Raw genomic sequence first — 19,695 nt, 5'->3', positions numbered from 1 at the left:
GTCCCAGGGTCGGGGGCCACCCCTCGGCGGGAGGCCCCGGCCTCAGCCCGCCCGGCGGACGTCGCCGTCGGTGGCGCCTTCCACGGCGAGCAGCTCGGTCAGGCCGGTGCGGTCGAGCAGCTGCTGGAGCTGGCGGCCGACCCCGCGGAGCCGGATGGCGCCCGTGCCGCCGCGGTGAACGGTCAGGAACGCGCTGAGCCCGGACGAGTCGCACAGGCTGACCGCGCTCAGGTCGAACAGAAGCTCCTGGTAGCCGTCGCGGCGCAGTTCCGCGGCGGCGGCGACGAGTTCCGGGGCGGTGTCGAAGTCCAGCTCACCGGACAGCCGGAGCCGGGCACGCCCGGCGTCGAGCCGGGTCACCTCGATGGTCAACAGCTGGGCGGGCATGTCCCCCATGGTCCCAGCCGAGGGCCCGCGCGCAAAGCCGGGGGCCGGTGGGTCGCGTCAGGCGGTGCCGGCGGCGCCCTCGGTCGGGGCCGTCGGGCCCTCGCCGAGCGGCCGGTCGAGCAGGCTCGTGACGCCGGTCATGTCCAGGATCGTCTCCAGGAACCGGGGCACGGCGTGCAGCCGCAGCGCGGTGCCGCACTGCTGCCCCTCGCGCCACGCGTGCACGATCACCCCGAGGCCGGTGCTGTCGATGAAGATCAGGTCGGAGAAGTCGAGGACGAGGGTCGCCGGAGCGTCCGCGAGCACCCGGTCGACCTCGGCGCGCAGCGGCCCGGCGGTGGTGTAGGCGAGGTCGCCCCCGACCCGGATGAGCGTGGCAGCCGGATCCGACCGGTCGACGGTCATGCTCAACGGAGTCGCCTCGGGTTGGCTCCGACGGGACAGCACGATCACGCCTTTCCGCAGGCTGCGAGGGGCAGAGGGTGAGGGGATCGTAACAACCCCCGGCAGGTCCCGCCCGGCACGCGCATGCCGCCCGCGCGACGGGCGTCGGGTGGCGCTCGCGGCCCACGGGCGTAGGGTGGGTGCAGAGATTTGACCACATGCGCCGCCTCACGGTGGTACGGGTGTCGACAAGGAGTGGGGCTCAGCTGGTGACTGCTGCCGACGTCCGGGACTCAGATCCCGGCGACGGACGGATCTCCGCATCGGGTGCCGCACGGGCCACGGCGTGGAGAGCCGAGGCCCCGGCACGCCCGGCACCCACCCTGCCCGCGCTCGCGGCCGACCGGGAGCACGCGGCACCCGACTGGTCCGAGATCGTCGAACACTTCCGCGAGGGCCTCGTCGTCTGTGACGCGCAGGGCGTGGTCCGCCATGTCAGCCCGGTGGCCGAGCGGCTGCTGCCCGAGGTCGCCCCGGGTGAGCTGCTCGCGGCGGCCGGCATCGCGGGGCTGGCCGCCGACGCCGAGTTCACCCACCACGGTCGTCGGCTGCGCGCGCGCCAGGTGCCGCTGTCGGCCGCCCGCTGCTGCTGGTACGTCGAGGACGTCACCGAGAGCGTCACCCGTGCCGACGCGCTGCTCGCCGAGCGGGCCCGCTCGGCCTTCCTGGCGGTCGTCGGCGAGAAGCTCGGCAACCCGCTGCACCCGGACCGGGCGGCCGCGGCGGTCGTCCGGCTGGCCGTGCCGACGCTGGCGGAGGTCGCGGTGCTGGTGCTGGCGCCCCGTTCCGGGCGGGCACGCTGGTGGCGGGCCGCCCGCACCGACGACGACGCCCCGATGGTCGACAGCGGTGTCCTGCCCGCCGTCGACCTGCCGGCGGCGATCACCGAGGGCCTGGACGGCGCGGAACCGCACACCCTCGACTGGCTGGTGGAGCAGGCCGTGGAGGCCGGCTGGTTGCCGGGGCTGACCGCGGCGCAGTCCTGCGCGCGGGTGGTGCCGCTGCCCGGTCGCGACGCCCCGGCGGGTGTGCTGCTGGTCGCGCGGCGCCTCGACCGCTGGTACGACGAGGCCGACGTGGACCTGGTCCGCGCCTTCGCGGCCCGGGCCGGGGCGGCACTGACCACGGCGCTGCTCTACCGCGACCAGGCCGAGGTCGCCGACACGCTCCAGGCGAGCCTGGTGCCGGTGGAGCCGGCGGAGGCGACCGGGGTGCAGTGGGGCACCGCCTACCGGCCGGCCCAGGCGGGCCTGCGCATCGGCGGCGACTTCTACGGCTCGCACCGGCTGGCCGACGGCGGCTCGGTGTTCTTCCTCGGCGACGTCTCCGGCAAGGGCGTCGAGGCGGCGGTCTTCACCGGCCAGCTCCGGCAGTGCCTCCAGGCGTTGCACCGGGTCGAGTCGCAGCCGGGGCGGCTGCTCAAGCTGCTCAACGACGCGCTGCTGGAGACCAGCCAGGCGCAGGGCCAGGGGCGGTTCGCGACGATGGTGCTGGGCGTGGTCCGCCCGCACCGCGAGGGTGGGCTCACCCTGACCATGGCCGGCGGCGGGCACCTGCCGCCGCTGGTGCTGCGCGGCTCCGGCGAGGTCGAGCCGGTCCCGCTGTCGGGCATGCTGGTCGGCGTGGTCCCCGATCCCCGCATCGGCGAGGTCACCGTCCGGCTGGAGCCGGGGGAGACCTGCCTGCTCTACAGCGACGGGGTGACCGAGGCCCGCGGTGGCCGCCGTGGCAACGAGCAGTTCGGCACGGAACGGCTGATCCACGCGGTGGGCGGCTGCCAGCGGATGCCCGCCCCCGCCCTGGCCGAACGCGTCGAGCAGGTGACCTGCGACTGGCTGGCGCACGGCGACCACGACGACATCGCCGTGTTGGCGCTGCGCGCGACCGGCCCGGGTGAGCGTACGCCCCGGCACCTGCACGCGGTGCCCGACGCGACCGGAACCGCCGAGCTGAGGGGGACCCACCCGTGACCGCCGCCCCGACCGCCGGGATCCTCCCGGCCGGCGCCTGGCCGGCATACCTGGACTGCCTCCAGGAGGCCGACGAGTACGCCGCCATCGAGGTGGCCGTCGGCCTGCTCGAGGCGGGCGTGCCCGCCGAGCGGGTCCTGCTCGACCTGGTCGCCCCGGCGCAGGCCGAGGTGGGGGAGCGGTGGGCGCGCAACGAGTGGAGCGTCGCCCAGGAGCACGCCGCGACGCACATCAGCGAGCGGGTGGTGGCGGCGGTCGCGGCGTACGTGAACCCGCGCCCGACGCGCGGGCGGGTCGTGGTGGCCTGCATGGACGGCGAGTGGCACGCCCTGCCGCCCCGGCTGGTCGCCGAGGTGCTGCGGTTGCGGGGCTGGCAGGTCACCTTCCTGGGCGCGAGCGTTCCCGCCCCGCACCTGGTGTCCTACCTGCACCGGCACGACGCCCACGCGGTCGCGCTCGCCTGCGCGCTGCCGATGCGCCTGCCGCACGCGCACCGCATGATCGAGGCGTGCCGCCGCGTGGACGTCCCCGTGGTGGTGGGGGGCCGGGGCTTCGGCGTGGACGGGCGCTGGGCCCGCAAGCTCGGCGTCGCCTGGGCACCCGGTGCCCCGAGCGCGGCCGACCTGATCGCCGACGAGCGCACGCTGCGCCGCGTCCCGCCGGCGGAGCTGAGTCACCTGGCCGACGACGAGTACACCAGCCTGCTCAAGCGGCGCGGCGAGCTGATCGACGGGGCGCTGGCGGAACTGCGCGAACGCGACCCGGGGACGCGCGACTACACGCCCAGCCAGATGGACTCGACGGTCAGCGACCTCGGCTACATCGTCGACTTCCTGGCCGCCGCGCTCTACGTCGACGACGCCACGTTGTTCACGGAGTTCGTCGACTGGCTGGTGGAGATCCTCACCAGCCGCGGTGTGCCGGCTCCCACGCTGGGGTCGACTCTGGAACACTACGGCCGGGTCCTGCGTGACTTCCCCCGGGCCGCGCGCTTCCTCGGGGCGGCCGGGTCGTCTCTGGCCAGGCTCGGCGGCGCCGGGGTGCGCTGAGCGCCGGTGCGGTCGCCGCCGGCACCCCTGCTTATACTTGCCTCACTGCAAGCATCCGCCTTGCGGTGGAGCGAGGGGGACCAGGGGTGACGTTCACCGTCACGTGCGCCGACCGCGACGGCGGGACGACACGCCTGCGGCTGGCCGGTGAGCTCGACCTGAGCACGGCGCCCGAGCTCAACGCCGCCATCGACCGGCTGGTCGACGCCGGCGAGCGCCGCCTGCTGGTGGACCTCACCGAGCTGACCTTCTGCGACTCCACCGGCATCGCCGCCTTCGTCCGGGGCGACAACCGGGTGGCCGCCGACGGCGGGTGGCTGCGGCTGACGGGCGCCACCGGCCGGGTCGACCGCGTGCTCCAGGTGACCGGGCTGGCGGAGGTGCTCCGGTACGACCCCGGCAGGGCGGACCCGACGACGCGCTCCGCCGGCTGATGGGCTAGATTTCCGCCGGCGCAGAGCGCCCCGCGGTTCTCCGTTCCACCGACACGAAGCAGGTAGTGATGGGTGTAGACACCCCGAGTCCGGTTCGCATCCTGGTGGTGGACGACGACCCGGGTGACGTTCTGATGATCGAGGAGGCGCTCGCGGACTCCGACGTCGACAAGGTCATCGACGTCGTCAGCGACGGCCAGGAGGCGATGGAGTTCCTGCGCCGCGAGGGGCGGCACACGGACGCCCGGCGGCCGGACGTCATCCTGCTCGACCTGAACATGCCCCGGATGGACGGGCGGCAGGTGCTCGGCGAGGTCAAGGGCGACGAGGACCTGCGTACGATCCCGATCGTCGTGCTGACCACCTCCAACGCCGACACGGACATCGTGGGCAGCTACACGCTCCAGGCCAACGCCTACGTGACCAAGCCGATCGACCTGGACGACTTCAACGACGTGGTGCGGCGGATCGACGAGTTCTTCGGCCGGGTGGTCGTGCTCCCGAAGCGCTCCTGAGGCGCCCGAGCGCTCCCGAGTCGCCTGGGTGAACCCGGTCGCCCGCCGGCCCTTCCACGGCTCGCCCGGCGCTCCGGCGTGTCCGCATGGTGAACATTTTTCCCGAACCCCCTCCGGCGCCGCCCCCAGCGCCGAGGATCCAGGGTGGGGAAGGAAACACCAGCTGCCTGGGGGGCGACAGCATGAGGTTCTCCGTCGTTGAGAACGGCTACGACCAGCGGCAGGTCGACTCCTGCCTCGACGAGATCGGCATCCGGCTGGCCCGGCTCGCCGCCCGCGCGGAGGGCGCCGCGAGGGCCGGGCGGGAGTGGGACGAGATCCGTGACGAGGCGACGGCGCTGAGCGGGCTGCTCCAGCGACTGGACCTGGGCGCCGCCGACCGGGCCCCGCGCGGCGCGTACGACGCCGATCGCGAGGCGGTGGACCTGCTGGCCCGGGCGCGGGTCGAGCTGAACGCGGCCCGGGAGGAGGCCCGCCAGGTGCGCGAGCGCGTCTACGCCGAGGCGGTACAGGCCCGCCGGGAGTTCGAGGAGGCGCTGCTCGCCCGGCGCCGGCGCGAGGCCCGGGTCGACCGGATCCTCGACGGGCTGACCGTCGAACCGGTCCCCGCCGAGACCCCGACCGCCGCGGCCGGCGTGCCGGCGACCCGGATCGCCGACCGTAACGGCGCGGAGGCCCCCAGCGAGCCGCCGGGCGGCCGCGCCGGGATCCGCTGACCCTCCGCGTGCGTCCGGGCCGCGCACGGTCCTCGCGGACCGTCAGGTCAGCGCCGCGACCACCGTGGTGGCCAGCTCCTCGTGCTGGGCGTACGCGTCGGGGAAGGCCGAGACCTGCACGGCCTGGGCGGCACCGGCCACGCTCATCTGCTGCCAGCCCGGCACGTCCCGCAGCGCCTCGTAGAAGGCCTGCGCGGCGTACGTCGGGCGCATCAGCTCGCGTACCGTGCCCCAGCCGCTGCTCGGGCGCTGCTGGAACAGGCCCACCGAGTCGTGGTCGGCGCCGCTGCCCTGGTGCGGGTACCGGCTGGACTCCGGGAGCACGTCGCTGGCGAGGTTGTAGAGCCGGCTCTCCTGCATCGCGGTCGCCACGGCGACGACCAGCGCGCGGCGGGGCATCTTCAGCTCGACGCCCACGTCGACGATGGTCTTGGCGTTGTCCATCTGCGCCTGGGTGAGCCCGGCGACCGGGCGCGGCCGGGGCGGCGGGGCCGGCTTGCGCGGGACCTTGCGGGTGGCCGAGGGGGTCGGCTTCGGGGTCGGGCTGGGGCTGAGCGTGGGGGAGGGGGAGACGGCCCGGTCCAGGGACCGCGAGGCGCGCCCGTCGTCGACGGCCCGCTCGGCCAGGGCCTCGGCCACGGGCTCCCGGGTGGCGTCGGCGTCCTCGCGCGCGCCGGCGAACGCGGCCACGCCGAGGCAGCAGGTCACACCGGTGGCGAGGGCGACCCGCACGGGGGTCGAGGCGAGCAGGGCGCGACCGCCGCGCCGCCGCCGCTGCGCGGCGCGATGACGGCCGATCGTCCGTTCGGTCGAGGCGGGATCATCCGTACGGGCCGACGGTCGATCCTGGGTCGGCTTCTTGTCGGTGGGGTCGTCGGGGTGCACCCGCCGAGGCTAGAAAGGCGAGCGCGTCTTGCCATCGGCCTGCTTGGTGGCATGCGCCACAATTTGCGCCGATCTGCGGGCCGATAACGCCCGGCGAAGCAGCAACGCGGCCATCTGCCCTTGTCTGATCTTCCGTGTATATCCGATACGGGGGAGGTAATCGGATCAAAAGTCGATCATGGACGGGGATGCCCTGGCTCGGCCGGACCTCCACCGAACGGTGGAGGTCGCCTCACCCCGCCCGGACGACCACCGGTCGTCCCCGGGGCGACCCCGCGCGCCCCCGCACGATCCCGCGCGCCCCCGCACGATCCCGCGCGCCCCCGCACGATCCCGCGCGCCCCCGCACGATCCCGCGCGGCGGAGCCGGCTGCCGTCCGGGCCGGTGCCGTGACTCCTCCGGCGTCGTCCCGCCGCGCGCGCCGGTCAGTGCCGGCCGTTCTCCGCCGGGGTCACCGTGAGCCGGTGCCGGCTGCCGTCGCCGCTGGAGAAGGGCCACAGGCGGTCGGCGTGCTCGACCAGCTCGGCGAGCTGCTGCCGGCTCAGTCCCGCCGAGGAGATGGAGGCGTGCACGTCGGCCCGGTACCGGCCGTCGTCGTCGCGTCCGAGCTTCGCCTCCGCGCGTACCTGCACGGTGTGCGCCTCGTCGGTGATCTCGCCTGCCGCCTCCACCGCCGCGTGGTGCAGGCAGGACGCGAAGGCGGCGGCGAGCAACTGCTCCGGGGTCAGCCCCGAGCAGTGCGGCGCCAGCGGGGACGCCAGGGCCGTGGAGAGGCTCCCGTCGTCGGTGCGTACGTGGCCGCCCTCGGCGGTCGCGGTGGCCGTCTCGTTCAGCCAGGAGCTCGATTCCGGCATCGCGTTCCTCCCGTCGCTCAGCCGCCCGGCTACCCGGCCCCCGGGCCGTGAAACCGCAGGCGGCCGGCGGGAAGGCCGGGGACAGCTCAGCCGGCCCGGGTGGACCAGTCGGGCAGCGGGGCCGCCTCGGTCACCTCGGCCGCCGCCCGCTCCGTCCACGGCGACATCGTCCCGACACGCTGGCGCGGCACGGCCGACTGGAGCAGCGGCACGTACACCCGGGCGTCCACCGCCTCGGCGAGCAGCAGCGCCGCCATCAGGCTCGACGGTCGCTCGACCGGGTCGTCGGCCAGGCAGGACGCGCACAGGTCGGCCACCTCCGGCGGCAGCCCCTCGATCTCCGGCAGCGGCTGCGGCGGTTGCCGCCGCCGGGCGCCGAGCAGCTGGGTCGTGGTGCCCGCCTGGTACGGCAGCCGACCGGTCAGGCAGTAGTAGAGCAGGACGCCGAGGGCGTACATGTCGGCGGCGGGGGTGGCGGGCGCCCGTTCCAGCTGCTCCGGGGCGAGGTAGGCCGGCGTGCCGACCACCATCCCCTCCGGGGACCGGTCGGGGGTGCCGGAGGGGGTGGCGATGCCGAAGTCGAGCACCTTCACGCCGGCCGGGGTCAGGATCACGTTGGCCGGCTTGACGTCGCGGTGCACGATGCCGTGCGCGTGGGCGGCGGCCAGCGCGGCGCTCACCTCGGCACAGACCCGTACGGCGATGCGCCAGTCCAGCGGCCCGGCCCGCAGGTGCGCCGCCAGCGTCTCGCCCTCGGCCAGTTCCATGACGATGTAGGGCACCTGGCCCTCGGGGCCGGTCCCGCAGGTGCCGAAGTCGTGCACGGACGCCACGTTCGGGTGCACCAGCCGGGCGGCGGAGCGGGCCTCCGCGCGGATGCGCTCCACAGAGGTGTCCTGGCCCTCCTGCCCGGGGGACATGACCTTCACCGCGACCGGCCGGTCCAGTACCGCGTCGTGGGCCCGCCAGACCTCCGACATGCCGCCGATGCCGATGCGCTGTTCGAGCCGGTATCGCCCGTCCAGCGTTCTCATCGACTGCTCCCTGTCGCTCGTGGCCCGTCCCGCGACAGGGCGCCAACGCTGCGGTACCCGGGCTCCGATCAGGGCAAACCGCCGTCGGTTCGGGGCGGGGCCGCCTCCCGCTGCGGTAGCTTGCGAGCCAGGGCCGGATGTCGGGCGGTACGCGGGAAGGCGGGCGCGCGGATGAGCGAGGTGACCGTACGCTTCGTCGGCGGCCCGGCCCACGACCTGGTGCGGCCGGTGCCCGCCGAGCCCGACGGCGCGCCGCCGGCGCACTGGATCCTGCGCCACCCCGACGGCCCGGGACCGGCCCCGGGTGGCGGGCCGGACCACCTCTACCGGCGCGAGCATCCCGCCGGCGACGGCACCTGGACGATGCGCTTCGTGCACACCTACCCGGTCGGCATGACCGAGTGAGTACGCGCGTCGGGCACCTGGTCGCCCGACGGTGAGCGGGCCGGGGCGACGCACAGGTGGGACACAGGTGGCGCACAAGTCGGGCCCAGCGGGCCGGCGCACGATGGGGGCCATGGTGACGGACGGGCGGGCCGCAGCGGGCCGCGTGGAGCTGCGCCGCCCCGACGGGGAACCGGTGCGGGTGCTGGTGGTCGACGACGAGCCGACCCTGGCCGACCTGCTGTCGATGGCGCTGCGCTACGAGGGTTGGCAGGTGCGTACGGCGGGCGACGGCACGTCGGCGCTGAACGCGGCGCGGCAGTTCCAGCCGGACGCCGTGGTGCTCGACGTGATGCTGCCCGACCTGGACGGCTTCCAGGTGCTGCGCCGGCTGCGCGAGCAGGCCCCCACGGTGCCGGTGCTCTTCCTGACCGCCCGGGACGCGGTGGAGGAACGGATCGCCGGGCTGACCGTCGGCGGCGACGACTACGTCACCAAGCCGTTCAGCCTGGAGGAGGTCGTCGCCCGCCTGCGCGCGCTGCTGCGCCGCTCGGGGTTCGCCGTCGCGACCCGCCCGGACGCGGTGCTCACCGTCGGCGACCTCAGCCTCGACGAGGACAGCCACGAGGTGTCCCGCGACGGCTGCCCCATCACGCTCACCGCCACCGAGTTCGAGCTGCTGCGTTACCTGATGCGCAACCCGCGCCGGGTGCTCAGCAAGGCGCAGATCCTCGACCGGGTCTGGCACTACGACTTCGGCGGTCAGGCCAACGTGGTGGAGCTGTACATCTCGTACCTGCGGAAGAAGATCGACGCGGGTCGCAAGCCGATGATCCACACGCTGCGCGGCGCGGGGTATGTCCTTCGACCGGCGGAGTGAGCGCTCCGCCGGCCGGCTGGCCGGGCTGTCGCTGCGGACCCGTCTGGTGCTCATCCTGGTCGCCCTGCTGGCCCTGGTCAGCGTCGCCATCGGCGGGATCACCACGGTCGCGTTGCGACATTTCCTGATCGACCGGGTCGACGAGCAGTTGGTGCCGATGCGCGCCGCCCCCGGGTGGGGCGGGCCGGTGCCCGCCGAGTGGCCGCGCGGCGGCACCAATGGGCCGGACGCGCGGATCCCCCGGGGCCTGCCGCCGGGGACCGTCGCCGCCGAGGTGGTCGACGGCCGGGTCGTACGGGCCTGGATCCTGGCCGGCCGGGAGGAGCAGGCCGCCCCCGCCGAGGACCTGGCCGACCTCGCGGACCTGCCCACGGACGGCCGGCCCCGCACCCGTGAGCTGGGCGGGCGCGGCGACTACCGGGTGGTGGCACGCCAGTTTCCGGGCGGGACCGTGCGGGTGCTGGGCCTGCCGCTGTCGGGCGTGTCGGAGACCGTGTGGTGGCTGGTCGCCGCGCAGGTCGGCGTGGCCACCGCGGGGCTGCTGGTCGCCGGTGGGGCCGGCGCCCTGATCGTGCGGGCGACCCTGCGCCCGCTGCGCCGGGTCGCCGCCACCGCCGGCCGGGTCAGCGAGCTGCCCCTGGACCGCGGTGAGGTGGCGCTGTCGGTGCGGGTCCCGGCAGCCGACACCGATCCACGCACCGAGGTCGGGCAGGTGGGCGCGGCGCTCAACCGGATGCTGGGGCACGTCGGCGCCGCGCTCGCCGCCCGCCAGGCCAGCGAGACCCGGGTACGCCAGTTCGTCGCCGACGCCAGCCACGAGCTGCGCACCCCGCTGGCGGCCATCCGGGGGTACGCCGAGGTCGCCCGGCGGGGCCGGGACGAGGTGCCGCCCGACGTGGCCCACGCGCTGCGCCGGGTCGAGTCCGAGAGCGCCCGGATGACCAGCCTCGTGGACGACCTGCTGCTGCTGGCCCGGCTCGACTCGGGCCGCCCCCTCGCGGTCGAGCCGGTGGACCTGTCCGCCCTGGCGGTGGACGCGGTCGGCGACGCGCACGTGGCGGGGCCGGAGCACCACTGGCGCCTCGACCTGCCGGACGTGGTCGTCCGGGTGCCCGGCGACCCGGCCCGGCTGCACCAGGTGCTGGCGAACCTGCTGGCGAACGCCCGCGTGCACACCCCGCCCGGCACGACGGTCACCACCACCCTGCGGGTGGCCGGCGACGCCGCCGTGCTCGACGTCGCGGACGACGGGCCCGGGGTGCCGCCGGCGCTGCGGGCCGAGGTGTTCGAGCGCTTCTCCCGGGGCGACAGCTCCCGGTCCCGGGCGCACGGCAGTACGGGCCTGGGTCTGGCGATCGTGGCCGCCGTGGTGGAGGCCCACCACGGCTCGGTCGGGCTGGACAGCCGGCCGGGGCGTACGGTGTTCACCGTCCGGCTGCCGGGCGCCACCACCGACGCCTGAGCGCGCCCACCCGTCCCCGGGACCGTCGCCGCGCTGCCCGCCCGCGCTGCGGAGTTCCCTGTCGGTCGCGTCCGCGACGCCACAGCCGGCCGTCCCCGCGGCGAACGACGGGCGCGTTCAGTCGGCCAGCAGCTCGGCGAGGGCCTGCCCGACGCGTTCCGCGTGCCGCCCGTCGGGGTCCTCGTCGGCGTTGAAGTCGGTGACGCTCATCCCGATCAGCCGACCCGAGCGCACCATGGGTCGGGCCAGCGCGATCAGGTCGGCCCAGTCCAGGCCGTCGGGCTCCGGGTAGCTGACCGCCGGGAGCACGAGCGGGTCGAGCACGTCGAGGTCGAGGTGCAGCCAGGTCGGCGTCGTACCGACGGCGAGGTCCCGGCCCTGCTCCGCCGCGCCGGCGCCCCGCAGCCGGGTGGCCGGCACGAGGTGCACGGCCGGGTCGAGCCGGGAGGCCTCCCTGCCGTCCACGGCCCGGTCGAGCGGCCGGTGGCCGAGCACGTGCACCTGGTCGGGGTCGACCAGCGGTCCCTCCCGGTCGAGGACCCCCGCCGGGCCGTGGTCGGTGACGATCGACAGGTCCATGTCGGCCGCCTCGCCGGTGGGCGAGGTGCGGCCGTCCTCGAAGTCGAGGTGCGCGTCGAGGAACCACAGGTCGAAGCCGGAGGGAAGCCCCTGGAGGATGCCCGGCAGGATCGCGCAGTCGCCGCCGAGCACCAACGGGTGCCGCCCGGCGCCGATCAGCGTCGTCACCCGTACGGCGATCGCCCGGGCGGCGCGGCGCAGCTGGTCGACGCCGATCACCCCGGTCTCCGGATCCCGTACCGGGTCGGTGATCAGGGCGTCGACCGCGCCGGCGTCGGCCACACCCAGCCGGCCCAGCAGCCCGGCGGACCGCAGCGCGGCGGGCGCCCGGTGCTCGCCCCGGCCGCGTCCGGAGGAGTCGAGGGGAGCGTCCAGCACCGACCATCGCACACCCGGAGGCTAGCCCGGCCGTGGCAGGCTGGGCGGCATGTACCGGGAACGTCCGGCCGGGTTCGCCGGCGCGGTGCTCTGGACCAGCGCCACGACGGCGGGCGCCGCCCCGACCCGGGTGCTCCCCGACGGCTGCGTCGACCTGCTCTGGTCGAGCCGCGTCGGGCTGCTGGTGGCCGGGCCGGACCGCAGGGCGCACCTCAGCGGCGGCGGGCCGGCGGAGCGCTGGGTGGGGCTGCGGTTCCCGCCGGGCATCGGGCCCGCCGTGCTCGGCGTACCGGCCGTCGAGCTGCGCGACCGCAGGGTCGCCCTCGCCGACCTGTGGGGCGAGCGGGAGGCCGCCCGGCTGGCCCGGCGGGTGGAGGCAGCCCCGGCCGCCGCGCTGACGGAGATCGCCGTACGGCGGCTGGGCGCGGCCGGCGGGCCCGATCCGCTCGGGACCCGGGTCGCCGCCGCCCTGGCCGCCGGCGCCACCGTGACCGCGACCGCCGCCGGGGCGGGCCTCGACCCGCGCGCCCTGCACCGCCGGTGCCGGGACCTGTTCGGGTACGGCCCGAAGACGCTGGCCCGGATCCTGCGGATGCGGCGGGCGCTGGCGCTGGCCCGCGCCGGCACGCCGCTGGCCGAGGTGGCGGCCCGCTGTGGCTATGCCGACCAGGCCCATCTCACCCGGGACGTGCGGGACCTGGCCGGGGTGCCGCCGACCGCCCTGCTGTCCCGCTGAGCCGGCCGCGTGGGGCGGGGTCCCTGCCCGGCTCAGGCACCAGGGAGCGGGGCGAACAGGTCCACGCCGTTGCCGTCGGGGTCGAGCACCACCGCGTACCGCTGACCCCAGTAGGCGTCCCACGGGGGCAGGTGGCCCTTGTGCCCCTCGGCGACCAGGTCCGCGTAGAGCCGGTCGACCTCCGCCGGATCGGCGCACCGGAAGGCGAGGCTGGCCCCGCCGCCGCTCCCAGGCCTGAAGTCCGGGTCGAACGCGCGGATGGTCTCGACGGTGTCCCAGGCCAGCCGCAGGCCGCCGGGAAGGGTGATCTCCACGTGCGGGTCGGCCTCGGCGTCGGCCGGGATGTCGAGGCCCAGCCGCCGGTAGAAGGCGAGGGAACGGGGCAGGTCGGTGCTGACCAGGCCGATGAGGTCGAGCGTCGGTGTCATGGCCCCCACGGTAGGGCCGCCGGCGGCGGTGGTCTTGAACGAAACGGACGCCGGGCGGAGTGCCGGGTGTGGCCGCACGAGCCGGACGATCGGCGTAGCGTGTCAGACAACTCCGGCTTTCCGGGCAAATCCCCCAAGGGGTCCTGTCCGCGTACGCCGATCTCGATACGCGAGGGAAGGAGCGGTCGGTGGAACACCTGGCCTACCTGGACGCGGGGTCCGGCAGCCTGATCGTGCAGGCGGTGGTCGGCGGGGTGGCCGGCGCCGCGGTGGCGGCCAAGCTCTACTGGCGGCGACTGGTCGACCGGTTCCGCCGTCAGCCCACCGACCAGCGCTGACCCCGGCCGATGGCGAACTCCCGCACCGGCCTGCGCGCCGAGCCAGGTTCCTTCCGCGACCCCGCCAACCGGGTCTTCCACCTCGACGGCGACGTGCTGCGCGGGCTCGACGAGCAGGCCGCCGGCGAGTGGCGCGCGCTGAGCGCCAGCGCGTTCTTCCCGCCGCTGCTCGCCGCCGGCAAGGTGTGCGGCACCGAGGCGGTCGAGTCGCCGGCCGTGCCGTCGGTCGACCGGTGGGCCGCCGTCCTGCGCCACGAGCGCATCCCGTTCGTCTCCCACCCGTACGAGTGGTCCTTCGCCATGCTGCGCGACGCCGCGCTGCTGCACCTGGAGATCCTGCGCGAGGCCCTGCCGGCCGGGTTCACCACCAAGGACGGCTCGGCCTACAACCTCCAGTGGCGCGGCGTCGAACCGGTGTTCATCGACGTCGGCTCGTTCACCCCGGCGTGCGAGGGCGAGCCCTGGGCCGGGTACCGGCAGTTCTGCCAGACGCTGCTCTACCCGCTGATGCTCGGCGCCCACCTCGGGCTGGACTTCCAGCCGTGGCTGCGCGCCCGGGTCGACGGCATCGAGCCCGACCAGATGCGCCGGCTGTTCGGCGGCGCCCGGCGGCTGCTGCCCGGCGTGCCCACCCACGTGCACCTGCACGACGCGATGCAGCGGCGCAACGCCCGGGCCAGCACCACCGACGTCCGCTCCCAGCTCCGGGCGGCCGGCTACTCCCGTGAGCTGGCGCTGGCCACCGTACGGGGGATCGAGAAGCTCGTCCGGCGGCTGGAGCCCCGCCCGGCGGCCAGCCACTGGGTGGACTACCAGCGCACCTGCGCGTACACGGCCGACGACCGGGCCGCGAAGGAACGCTTCGTCACCGATGCGCTGGCCGACGGTCCACGGCCCCGACTGGCGCTGGACCTGGGCGCCAACGACGGCCGGTACGCCCGCCTCGCCGCCCGGCACGCCGACTACGTCGTCGCCGTCGAGCAGGACCCGGGCGTCGTGGACGGGCTCTACCGGGACCTGCGCGCGGCAGGGGAGCGGCGGATCCTGCCCCTGGTGATGGACCTCGCCGACCCGTCGCCCGGCGGCGGCTGGCGCGGCGTCGAACGGGCCTCGTTCGCCGACCGGGCCGACGCCGACGTCGTCCTCGCCCTGGCCGTCGTGCACCACCTGGCGATCGGGCGCAACGTACCGCTGCCCGAGGTGCTGGACTGGCTGGTCGGGCTCGCCGCCCCCGGCGCCCGCCTGGTGGTGGAGTTCGTCCACCCCGGGGACCCGATGACCCGGCGGCTGCTGGCCAACAAGCCCGAGGGGCTCTTCCCCGACTACCGGCCGGCCGAGTTCGAGCGGCTGCTCGCCGCGCGCTGCCGGATCACGCGGCGACTCGACCTGCCCTCGGGCACCCGGACGCTCTACGCGGCGGTCGTGGGTGGCTGAGCCGACCCCCGAAGCGTCCGCCGCGTCACCGGCGTCCGACCCCGCCGGCCGAGCCGCCCCCACCGTCCGGCCCGACCCGGCCGGTGAACCGTCGCTGTCCGAGCCGTCCCTGCCCGGGCCGGGCAGGCGTGCGCCGGGTGGCTGGCGTACGGAGCTGGGCCGGCTGGCCGAGGTGGCCGGGCTGGTCGGGCTCGTGGTCACCCAGCCGCTGCTGGACGTCCTCGGGCGCAGCCCCGACTTCTTCCTGTTCCACCGCGCCGAGCGCCGGGAGATCCTGCTGCTGGTGGCACTGGTCGCGCTGGTGCCCACCGCCGCCGTGGCGGTGCTCGGCGCGCTGTCCCGGCTGGCCGGCCGCGCCGCCCGCTCGGCGACCCACACCCTGGTGGTCGGCCTGCTGCTCGCCGCGCTGGCGGTGCAGGTCGGTCGGCACGGCACGCCGCTGCGGGGCGTACCGCTGCTGCTGCTCGCCGCGGTGGCGGGGGCCGCCGGGGCCGCCGCGCACCGGCGGTGGCGCGCGCCCGGCCGGGCGCTGCGGCTGGCCGCGGCCGGGCCGCTGGTGTTCCTGGGGCTGTTCGTGTTCGCCTCGCCCACCTCCACGGTGGTGCTGCCCCGGGGCGAGGGCGGCGCCGCCGGGGTTGCCGGGCCCGGCAACCACCCGCCGGTGGTCGTGCTGGTCCTCGACGAGCTGCCCCTGGTGTCCCTGCTCGGCCCCGACGGGCGGATCGACGCCGCCCGGTTCCCGCACTTCGCCGAGCTGGCCGGCGGCTCCACCTGGTACCGCAACGCCACCGGCGTCAGCGGCTGGACGCCCTACGCGCTACCGGCGATGCTCACCGGCCGCTACCCGCAGCGGGCGGCGGCGCCGCACTACTCGCAGTACCCCGACAACCTATTCACCGCCTTTGGCGGCCTGTACGACGTGCGCGCCGAGGAGAGCATCACCCGGCTCTGCCCGCCCAGCCGCTGCGAGCAGCCGGTCGACCCGGAACAGGGGATGGGCGTGCTCGTCCGGCAGGCCGGCGGGCTGCTGCGCCAGATCACCGCGCCGGTCGACAGTCGCGTGGACCCGGAGGACTCGTACCGCGAACCCACCGCCGTGGAGGCGGGCATCGACGCCGCCGAGCCGGTGCCGGCGGACCCGAAGTTCCGCTGGGACAGCCTGGACGACAACCAGCCGGCCCGCTTCACCAGCTTCCTCACCGGGCTGCGGCCGGCGGCCCGGCCCACCCTGCACTTCCTGCACCTGCTGATGCCGCACTCGCCGTGGGCGTACCTGCCGTCGGGGGCGCGCTACGACGCCCCGGAGGACCTGCCGAACGACGGCGCCGGATGGGTGGAGCTGGCCCGCGGGCGGCACCTGGCGCAGCTCGGCTACACCGACCGGCTGATCGGCCAGACCCTGCGCACCCTGCGCTCCACCGGCCTCTACGACCAGGCCCTGCTGGTGGTTACCGCGGATCACGGCGTCAGCTTCACCCCGGGCGCCCAGGGCCGGGGCATGGACGCCATCCGGACCGCCCCCGCCGAGGTCGCCTGGGTGCCGACCTTCGTCAAGGCCCCCGGCCAGCGCGCCGGGCGCGTCGACGACCGGAACTGGCAGCACGTCGACCTGCTGCCCACCATCGCCGACGAGGCGGCCATCCGGCTCCCGTGGCCGGTCGACGGCCGCTCCGCCCGGCAGGCCCCGCGTGCGGAGGCGGGCAAGGTCTTCTACGACCGCCCCGGCCAGCCGACCCCCGTGGCCGGCGGCGTACCGGCCCCACTCCCGCCGCCCGCGCCCCACCCGCTGGTGGGCACCGCCGTCGGCGACCGCCCGGCGGGCGGCACCGCTGAGGTCGCCGACCTGGCCGCGTACGACGCGGTGGACCCGGACACGGGGCGGCTGCCGGCCGCCGTCTGGGGCGACGTGCCGGACGAGGTACCCGACGGCACGCCCCTGGCGATCGCCGTCAACGGCCGGATCGGCGCGGTCGTCCCCGTGGTCCCCCGCGACGCCGGCGGACGCCGGTTCGCCGCCCTGCTCGCCGACGACCGCCTCTTCCACGCCGGCGCCAACCGCCTCGCCGTCTACCGCGTAACCGGCGACAACACCCTCCTCCGCCTGACCCTGACCTGACCCCACCCACCCGCCCAGCCCCACCTGCCCCGCCCAGCCCGCGCTCCGGCGCCCCGCGTCCCGGCCCGACCCTGCCGCGCTCCGGCTCGGCCGCGCAGTCCTCCCGCGCCCTCCCCAAGGTTGATCATGAGGTCACTGCGCTGGAATGCGCTTTCCGTAGGCGCTAACCTCATGATCAACGTGAGTGGCGCGGGGCGGCGGGGTGCTGTGGGGTGGGGCTGGTTGGCGGTTGTGCGTCCAGATTGAGTGGGTTTCTCGGCTCGCTCGTCGGGAAACGGGTGACGCATGCCTCACCGTCGAACCACGACGGGCGGTATCACCTCGACCGTGATTACGGTAAAAGCGAAGGCAATTCAACGCAGATCTGCCGGCGAAGCGAGGGAAACATGACGGAAGTCAAGCTCGATCACCCCGGTGGGCAGCTTTCGATGCCGGTGCAATCCGCGGTCGAGGGCCCCGCCGGCATCGGGGTGGGCAAGCTGCTGAAGGAAACCGGGATGACGACGTACGACCCCGGTTTCGTCAACACCGCGGCCTGCTCGTCCGCCATCACCTACATCGACGGTGACGCGGGGATCCTGCGGTACCGGGGTTACCCGATCGAGCAGCTCGCGGAGAAGTCCTCCTTCCTGGAGGTCTCCTACCTGCTGATCTACGGTGACCTGCCGACCCAGCAGCAGCTGACCGACTTCACCGAGCGCATCCGCCGGCACTCGCTGCTGCACGAGGAGATGCGCCGCTTCTTCGACGGCTTCCCCCGCGACGCGCACCCGATGGCCGTGCTCTCCTCGGCCGTCAGCGCCATCTCCACCTTCTACCAGGACAGCCTGGACCCCTTCGACGCCTCGCACGTCGAGATGTCCACCGTGCGGCTGATGGCGAAGGTGCCCACCATCGCCTCGTACGCCTACAAGAAGTCGATCGGGCAGCCGCTGCTGTACCCGGACAACTCGCTGGGCTACGTGGAGAACTTCCTGCGGATGACCTTCGGCGTGCCGGCGGAGCCGTACGAGGTCGACCCGGTGATGGCCAAGGTGCTGGACATGCTGTTCATCCTGCACGCCGACCACGAGCAGAACTGCTCCACCTCGACCGTGCGGCTGGTCGGCTCCAGCAACGCCAACCTCTTCGCCTCGGTCTCGGCCGGCGTGAACGCGCTCTTCGGCCCGCTGCACGGCGGCGCCAACCAGGCCGTGCTGGAGATGCTGGAGAAGATCCAGGCCGACGGCGGCGACGTCGCGTCCTTCGTCCGCAAGGTGAAGGACAAGCAGGACGGCGTGAAGCTGATGGGCTTCGGCCACCGGGTCTACAAGAACTACGACCCGCGCGCGGCCATCGTGAAGAAGGCGGCCCAGGACGTGCTCGGCCGGATGGCGAAGCCGGACCCGCTGCTGGACATCGCCATGCAGCTGGAGGAGATCGCCCTCGCCGACGAGTTCTTCGTCTCCCGCAAGCTCTACCCGAACGTGGACTTCTACACCGGCCTGATCTACAAGGCCATGGGCTTCCCGACCAAGATGTTCACGGTGCTCTTCGCGCTGGGCCGGCTCCCCGGCTGGATCGCGCAGTGGCGCGAGATGATCAACGACCCGGAGACCAAGATCGGTCGCCCGCGGCAGATCTACACCGGCGCCCCCGAGCGGGCGTACGCCCCGTTCTCGGAGCGCTGAGCCCCGGCCGTACCGACGACGAAGGCCGCCGACCCGCACGGGGTCGGCGGCCTTCGTCGTGTCGTCGGGCCCGGCGGCGCGGACCCCCGGATCGACAGGGGCCCGCGTCGGCCGTCAGCGCAGGCCGGCGGCGGCCAGCAGGTTGCCCTCGGCGACCGACGGCACGGCGCGGCCCCGGGTGACCCGCTCGGCGGCGAACGACCCGGAGGTGGCGATCGCCGCCGCGTAGGCCGCGGCCGTGCGCTGCGCGATGGCCGACCAGCCGTAGCGCTCGTGCACCATGACGCGGGCCCGGCGGGCGAGCTGGCGGGCCCGGTCCCGGTCCGACAGCAGCGCGTCGACGGCGTCGGTCAGCCCGTCCGGGTCGTGCGGCTTGAAGGTCATTCCGGTCACCCCGGGCTCGACGATCTCGGCGAGCCCACCGGTCGCGGCGACGGCCAGGGGCGCGCCGGCGGCGGCGCCCTCGAGGGCCACCATGCCGAACGGCTCGTAGATGCTCGGCACGGCGAAGCAGTCCGACGCGGCCATCACGGCGGGCAGGTCGGTGCCGCCGAGGAAGCCGGGGAGGCTGACCGTGCCACCGAGGCCCAGGCGGTGCACCTCGGCCTCCAGTTCCGCGCGGTACGGCCCGTCGCCGACGATGACCGCGCGCAGCCCGGGGTGCCGCTCGCGCAGCCGGGGCAGTCCGGCGATCAGGTGCTGCACGCCCTTCTCGTAGACCAGCCGGCCGGCGAAGGTGACCAGCGGTCCGTCCCCGGCGAAGCGGGCGCGGGCGCTCGCCACGGCGGCGGCGGGGACGCGCCAGCGGTGCGGCTCGACGCCGTTGGGCACCACGTCGACCCGGCCGGCCGGTACGTCGAACAGCCCGGTGACCTCGTCGCGCATGTAGCCGGAGCAGACGATGACCCGGCCGGACTCGCCGGCCAGCCAGTGCTCGACGCCGTGGATGGTGCGGTTCATCTCCTCCGGCAGCCAGCCCTGGTGCCGGCCGGCCTCGGTGG

At 75.2% G+C, this 19,695-nt stretch carries 21 protein-coding genes; 13 read left to right on the top strand and 8 right to left on the bottom strand.

Annotation, left to right across the window (positions count from 1 at the left end; translation table 11 throughout):
- Positions 1–42: 42 nt before the first annotated feature.
- On the bottom strand, positions 43–387 hold the full coding sequence (locus AC5L34_RS28850; RefSeq protein ID WP_441178146.1) for an STAS domain-containing protein: 345 nt from the start codon (positions 385–387) through the stop codon (positions 43–45).
- Positions 388–444: 57 nt separating this feature from the next.
- Complete coding sequence (locus tag AC5L34_RS28845) at positions 445–792, bottom strand: STAS domain-containing protein (RefSeq protein WP_441178163.1); 348 nt, start codon at positions 790–792, stop codon at positions 445–447.
- A gap of 248 nt (positions 793–1,040) precedes the next feature.
- On the opposite strand from AC5L34_RS28845, the gene AC5L34_RS28840 reads away from it, so the two are divergent.
- The 5 genes from AC5L34_RS28840 (at position 1,041) to AC5L34_RS28820 (ending at position 5,515) form a co-directional block, all read left to right on the top strand.
- On the top strand, positions 1,041–2,801 hold the full coding sequence (locus AC5L34_RS28840) for a PP2C family protein-serine/threonine phosphatase (protein ID WP_494827807.1): 1,761 nt from the start codon (positions 1,041–1,043) through the stop codon (positions 2,799–2,801).
- Entirely contained in the window at positions 2,798–3,850 is a 1,053-nt protein-coding gene (locus AC5L34_RS28835; protein ID WP_494827806.1) for a cobalamin B12-binding domain-containing protein, read from the top strand. Before AC5L34_RS28840 ends, AC5L34_RS28835 begins: the two co-directional genes overlap by 4 nt.
- An 86-nt stretch (positions 3,851–3,936) precedes the next feature.
- On the top strand, positions 3,937–4,284 hold the full coding sequence (locus AC5L34_RS28830; RefSeq protein WP_441178149.1) for an STAS domain-containing protein: 348 nt from the start codon (positions 3,937–3,939) through the stop codon (positions 4,282–4,284).
- A gap of 68 nt (positions 4,285–4,352) precedes the next feature.
- Entirely contained in the window at positions 4,353–4,799 is a 447-nt protein-coding gene (locus tag AC5L34_RS28825; RefSeq protein ID WP_357661952.1) for a response regulator, read from the top strand.
- Positions 4,800–4,981: 182 nt separating this feature from the next.
- Positions 4,982–5,515: an ATPase gene (locus AC5L34_RS28820; RefSeq protein WP_494827805.1), complete on the top strand. Its 534-nt coding sequence runs from the start codon at positions 4,982–4,984 to the stop codon at positions 5,513–5,515.
- Positions 5,516–5,557: 42 nt separating this feature from the next.
- Here the strand turns inward: AC5L34_RS28820 and AC5L34_RS28815 are convergent, their stop codons facing one another.
- The 3 genes from AC5L34_RS28815 to AC5L34_RS28805 all read right to left on the bottom strand — a co-directional run bounded on the left by AC5L34_RS28815 (position 5,558) and on the right by AC5L34_RS28805 (position 8,289).
- Positions 5,558–6,400 (bottom strand): hypothetical protein, encoded by an 843-nt coding sequence (locus AC5L34_RS28815; protein WP_441178151.1) that lies wholly within the window; start codon positions 6,398–6,400, stop codon positions 5,558–5,560.
- 426 nt (positions 6,401–6,826) lie between these two features.
- Positions 6,827–7,255, bottom strand: coding sequence for an OsmC family protein (locus tag AC5L34_RS28810; RefSeq protein WP_089000686.1), 429 nt, complete (start codon positions 7,253–7,255; stop codon positions 6,827–6,829).
- A gap of 86 nt (positions 7,256–7,341) precedes the next feature.
- Positions 7,342–8,289 (bottom strand): serine/threonine-protein kinase, encoded by a 948-nt coding sequence (locus AC5L34_RS28805; RefSeq protein ID WP_441178152.1) that lies wholly within the window; start codon positions 8,287–8,289, stop codon positions 7,342–7,344.
- Between the two features lie 171 nt (positions 8,290–8,460).
- Here AC5L34_RS28805 and AC5L34_RS28800 point away from each other — a divergent pair, with 171 nt between their 5' ends.
- The 3 genes from AC5L34_RS28800 to AC5L34_RS28790 all read left to right on the top strand — a co-directional run bounded on the left by AC5L34_RS28800 (position 8,461) and on the right by AC5L34_RS28790 (position 11,015).
- The gene (locus tag AC5L34_RS28800) at positions 8,461–8,694 is read left to right on the top strand and encodes a DUF8847 domain-containing protein (protein WP_441178153.1); all 234 of its coding nucleotides are present in this window, start codon (positions 8,461–8,463) and stop codon (positions 8,692–8,694) included.
- A gap of 112 nt (positions 8,695–8,806) precedes the next feature.
- Positions 8,807–9,553 carry a response regulator transcription factor gene (locus AC5L34_RS28795; RefSeq protein ID WP_441178154.1) on the top strand — a complete coding sequence of 249 codons (747 nt, stop codon included), beginning with the start codon at positions 8,807–8,809 and terminating at the stop codon, positions 9,551–9,553.
- 16 nt (positions 9,554–9,569) lie between these two features.
- On the top strand, positions 9,570–11,015 hold the full coding sequence (locus tag AC5L34_RS28790; RefSeq protein WP_494827816.1) for a sensor histidine kinase: 1,446 nt from the start codon (positions 9,570–9,572) through the stop codon (positions 11,013–11,015).
- A 117-nt stretch (positions 11,016–11,132) separates the two neighbouring features.
- Here the strand turns inward: AC5L34_RS28790 and AC5L34_RS28785 are convergent, their stop codons facing one another.
- A complete protein-coding gene (locus AC5L34_RS28785) occupies positions 11,133–11,984 on the bottom strand; it encodes an arginase family protein (protein ID WP_494827803.1) in 852 nt (283 codons plus the stop codon).
- Between the two features lie 37 nt (positions 11,985–12,021).
- Between AC5L34_RS28785 and AC5L34_RS28780 the strand changes: the two genes are divergently transcribed.
- Positions 12,022–12,708: a helix-turn-helix domain-containing protein gene (locus tag AC5L34_RS28780; RefSeq protein ID WP_494827802.1), complete on the top strand. Its 687-nt coding sequence runs from the start codon at positions 12,022–12,024 to the stop codon at positions 12,706–12,708.
- A gap of 32 nt (positions 12,709–12,740) precedes the next feature.
- On the opposite strand, the gene AC5L34_RS28775 is transcribed toward AC5L34_RS28780, so the two are convergent.
- Entirely contained in the window at positions 12,741–13,136 is a 396-nt protein-coding gene (locus AC5L34_RS28775; protein ID WP_494827801.1) for a VOC family protein, read from the bottom strand.
- A 188-nt stretch (positions 13,137–13,324) separates the two neighbouring features.
- Here AC5L34_RS28775 and AC5L34_RS28770 point away from each other — a divergent pair, with 188 nt between their 5' ends.
- The 4 genes from AC5L34_RS28770 (at position 13,325) to AC5L34_RS28755 (ending at position 18,694) form a co-directional block, all read left to right on the top strand.
- A complete protein-coding gene (locus AC5L34_RS28770) occupies positions 13,325–13,474 on the top strand; it encodes a hypothetical protein (protein ID WP_165947858.1) in 150 nt (49 codons plus the stop codon).
- A 9-nt stretch (positions 13,475–13,483) separates the two neighbouring features.
- A complete protein-coding gene (locus AC5L34_RS28765) occupies positions 13,484–14,908 on the top strand; it encodes a class I SAM-dependent methyltransferase (RefSeq protein WP_494827799.1) in 1,425 nt (474 codons plus the stop codon).
- A complete protein-coding gene (locus AC5L34_RS28760; RefSeq protein ID WP_441178159.1) occupies positions 14,901–17,024 on the top strand; it encodes a sulfatase-like hydrolase/transferase in 2,124 nt (707 codons plus the stop codon). Before AC5L34_RS28765 ends, AC5L34_RS28760 begins: the two co-directional genes overlap by 8 nt.
- A 386-nt stretch (positions 17,025–17,410) precedes the next feature.
- Positions 17,411–18,694 carry a citrate synthase gene (locus tag AC5L34_RS28755; protein WP_494827798.1) on the top strand — a complete coding sequence of 428 codons (1,284 nt, stop codon included), beginning with the start codon at positions 17,411–17,413 and terminating at the stop codon, positions 18,692–18,694.
- A gap of 114 nt (positions 18,695–18,808) precedes the next feature.
- On the opposite strand, the gene AC5L34_RS28750 is transcribed toward AC5L34_RS28755, so the two are convergent.
- A partial coding sequence (locus AC5L34_RS28750) for a glycosyltransferase family 4 protein (RefSeq protein WP_441178161.1) occupies positions 18,809–19,695 on the bottom strand: 887 nt, incomplete at its 5' end.

This window comes from Micromonospora sp. ZG13 (assembly GCF_059359355.1).
Note: the sequence above shows the minus strand (reverse complement) of the source record. Positions and strands in the feature narration are given on the sequence as shown.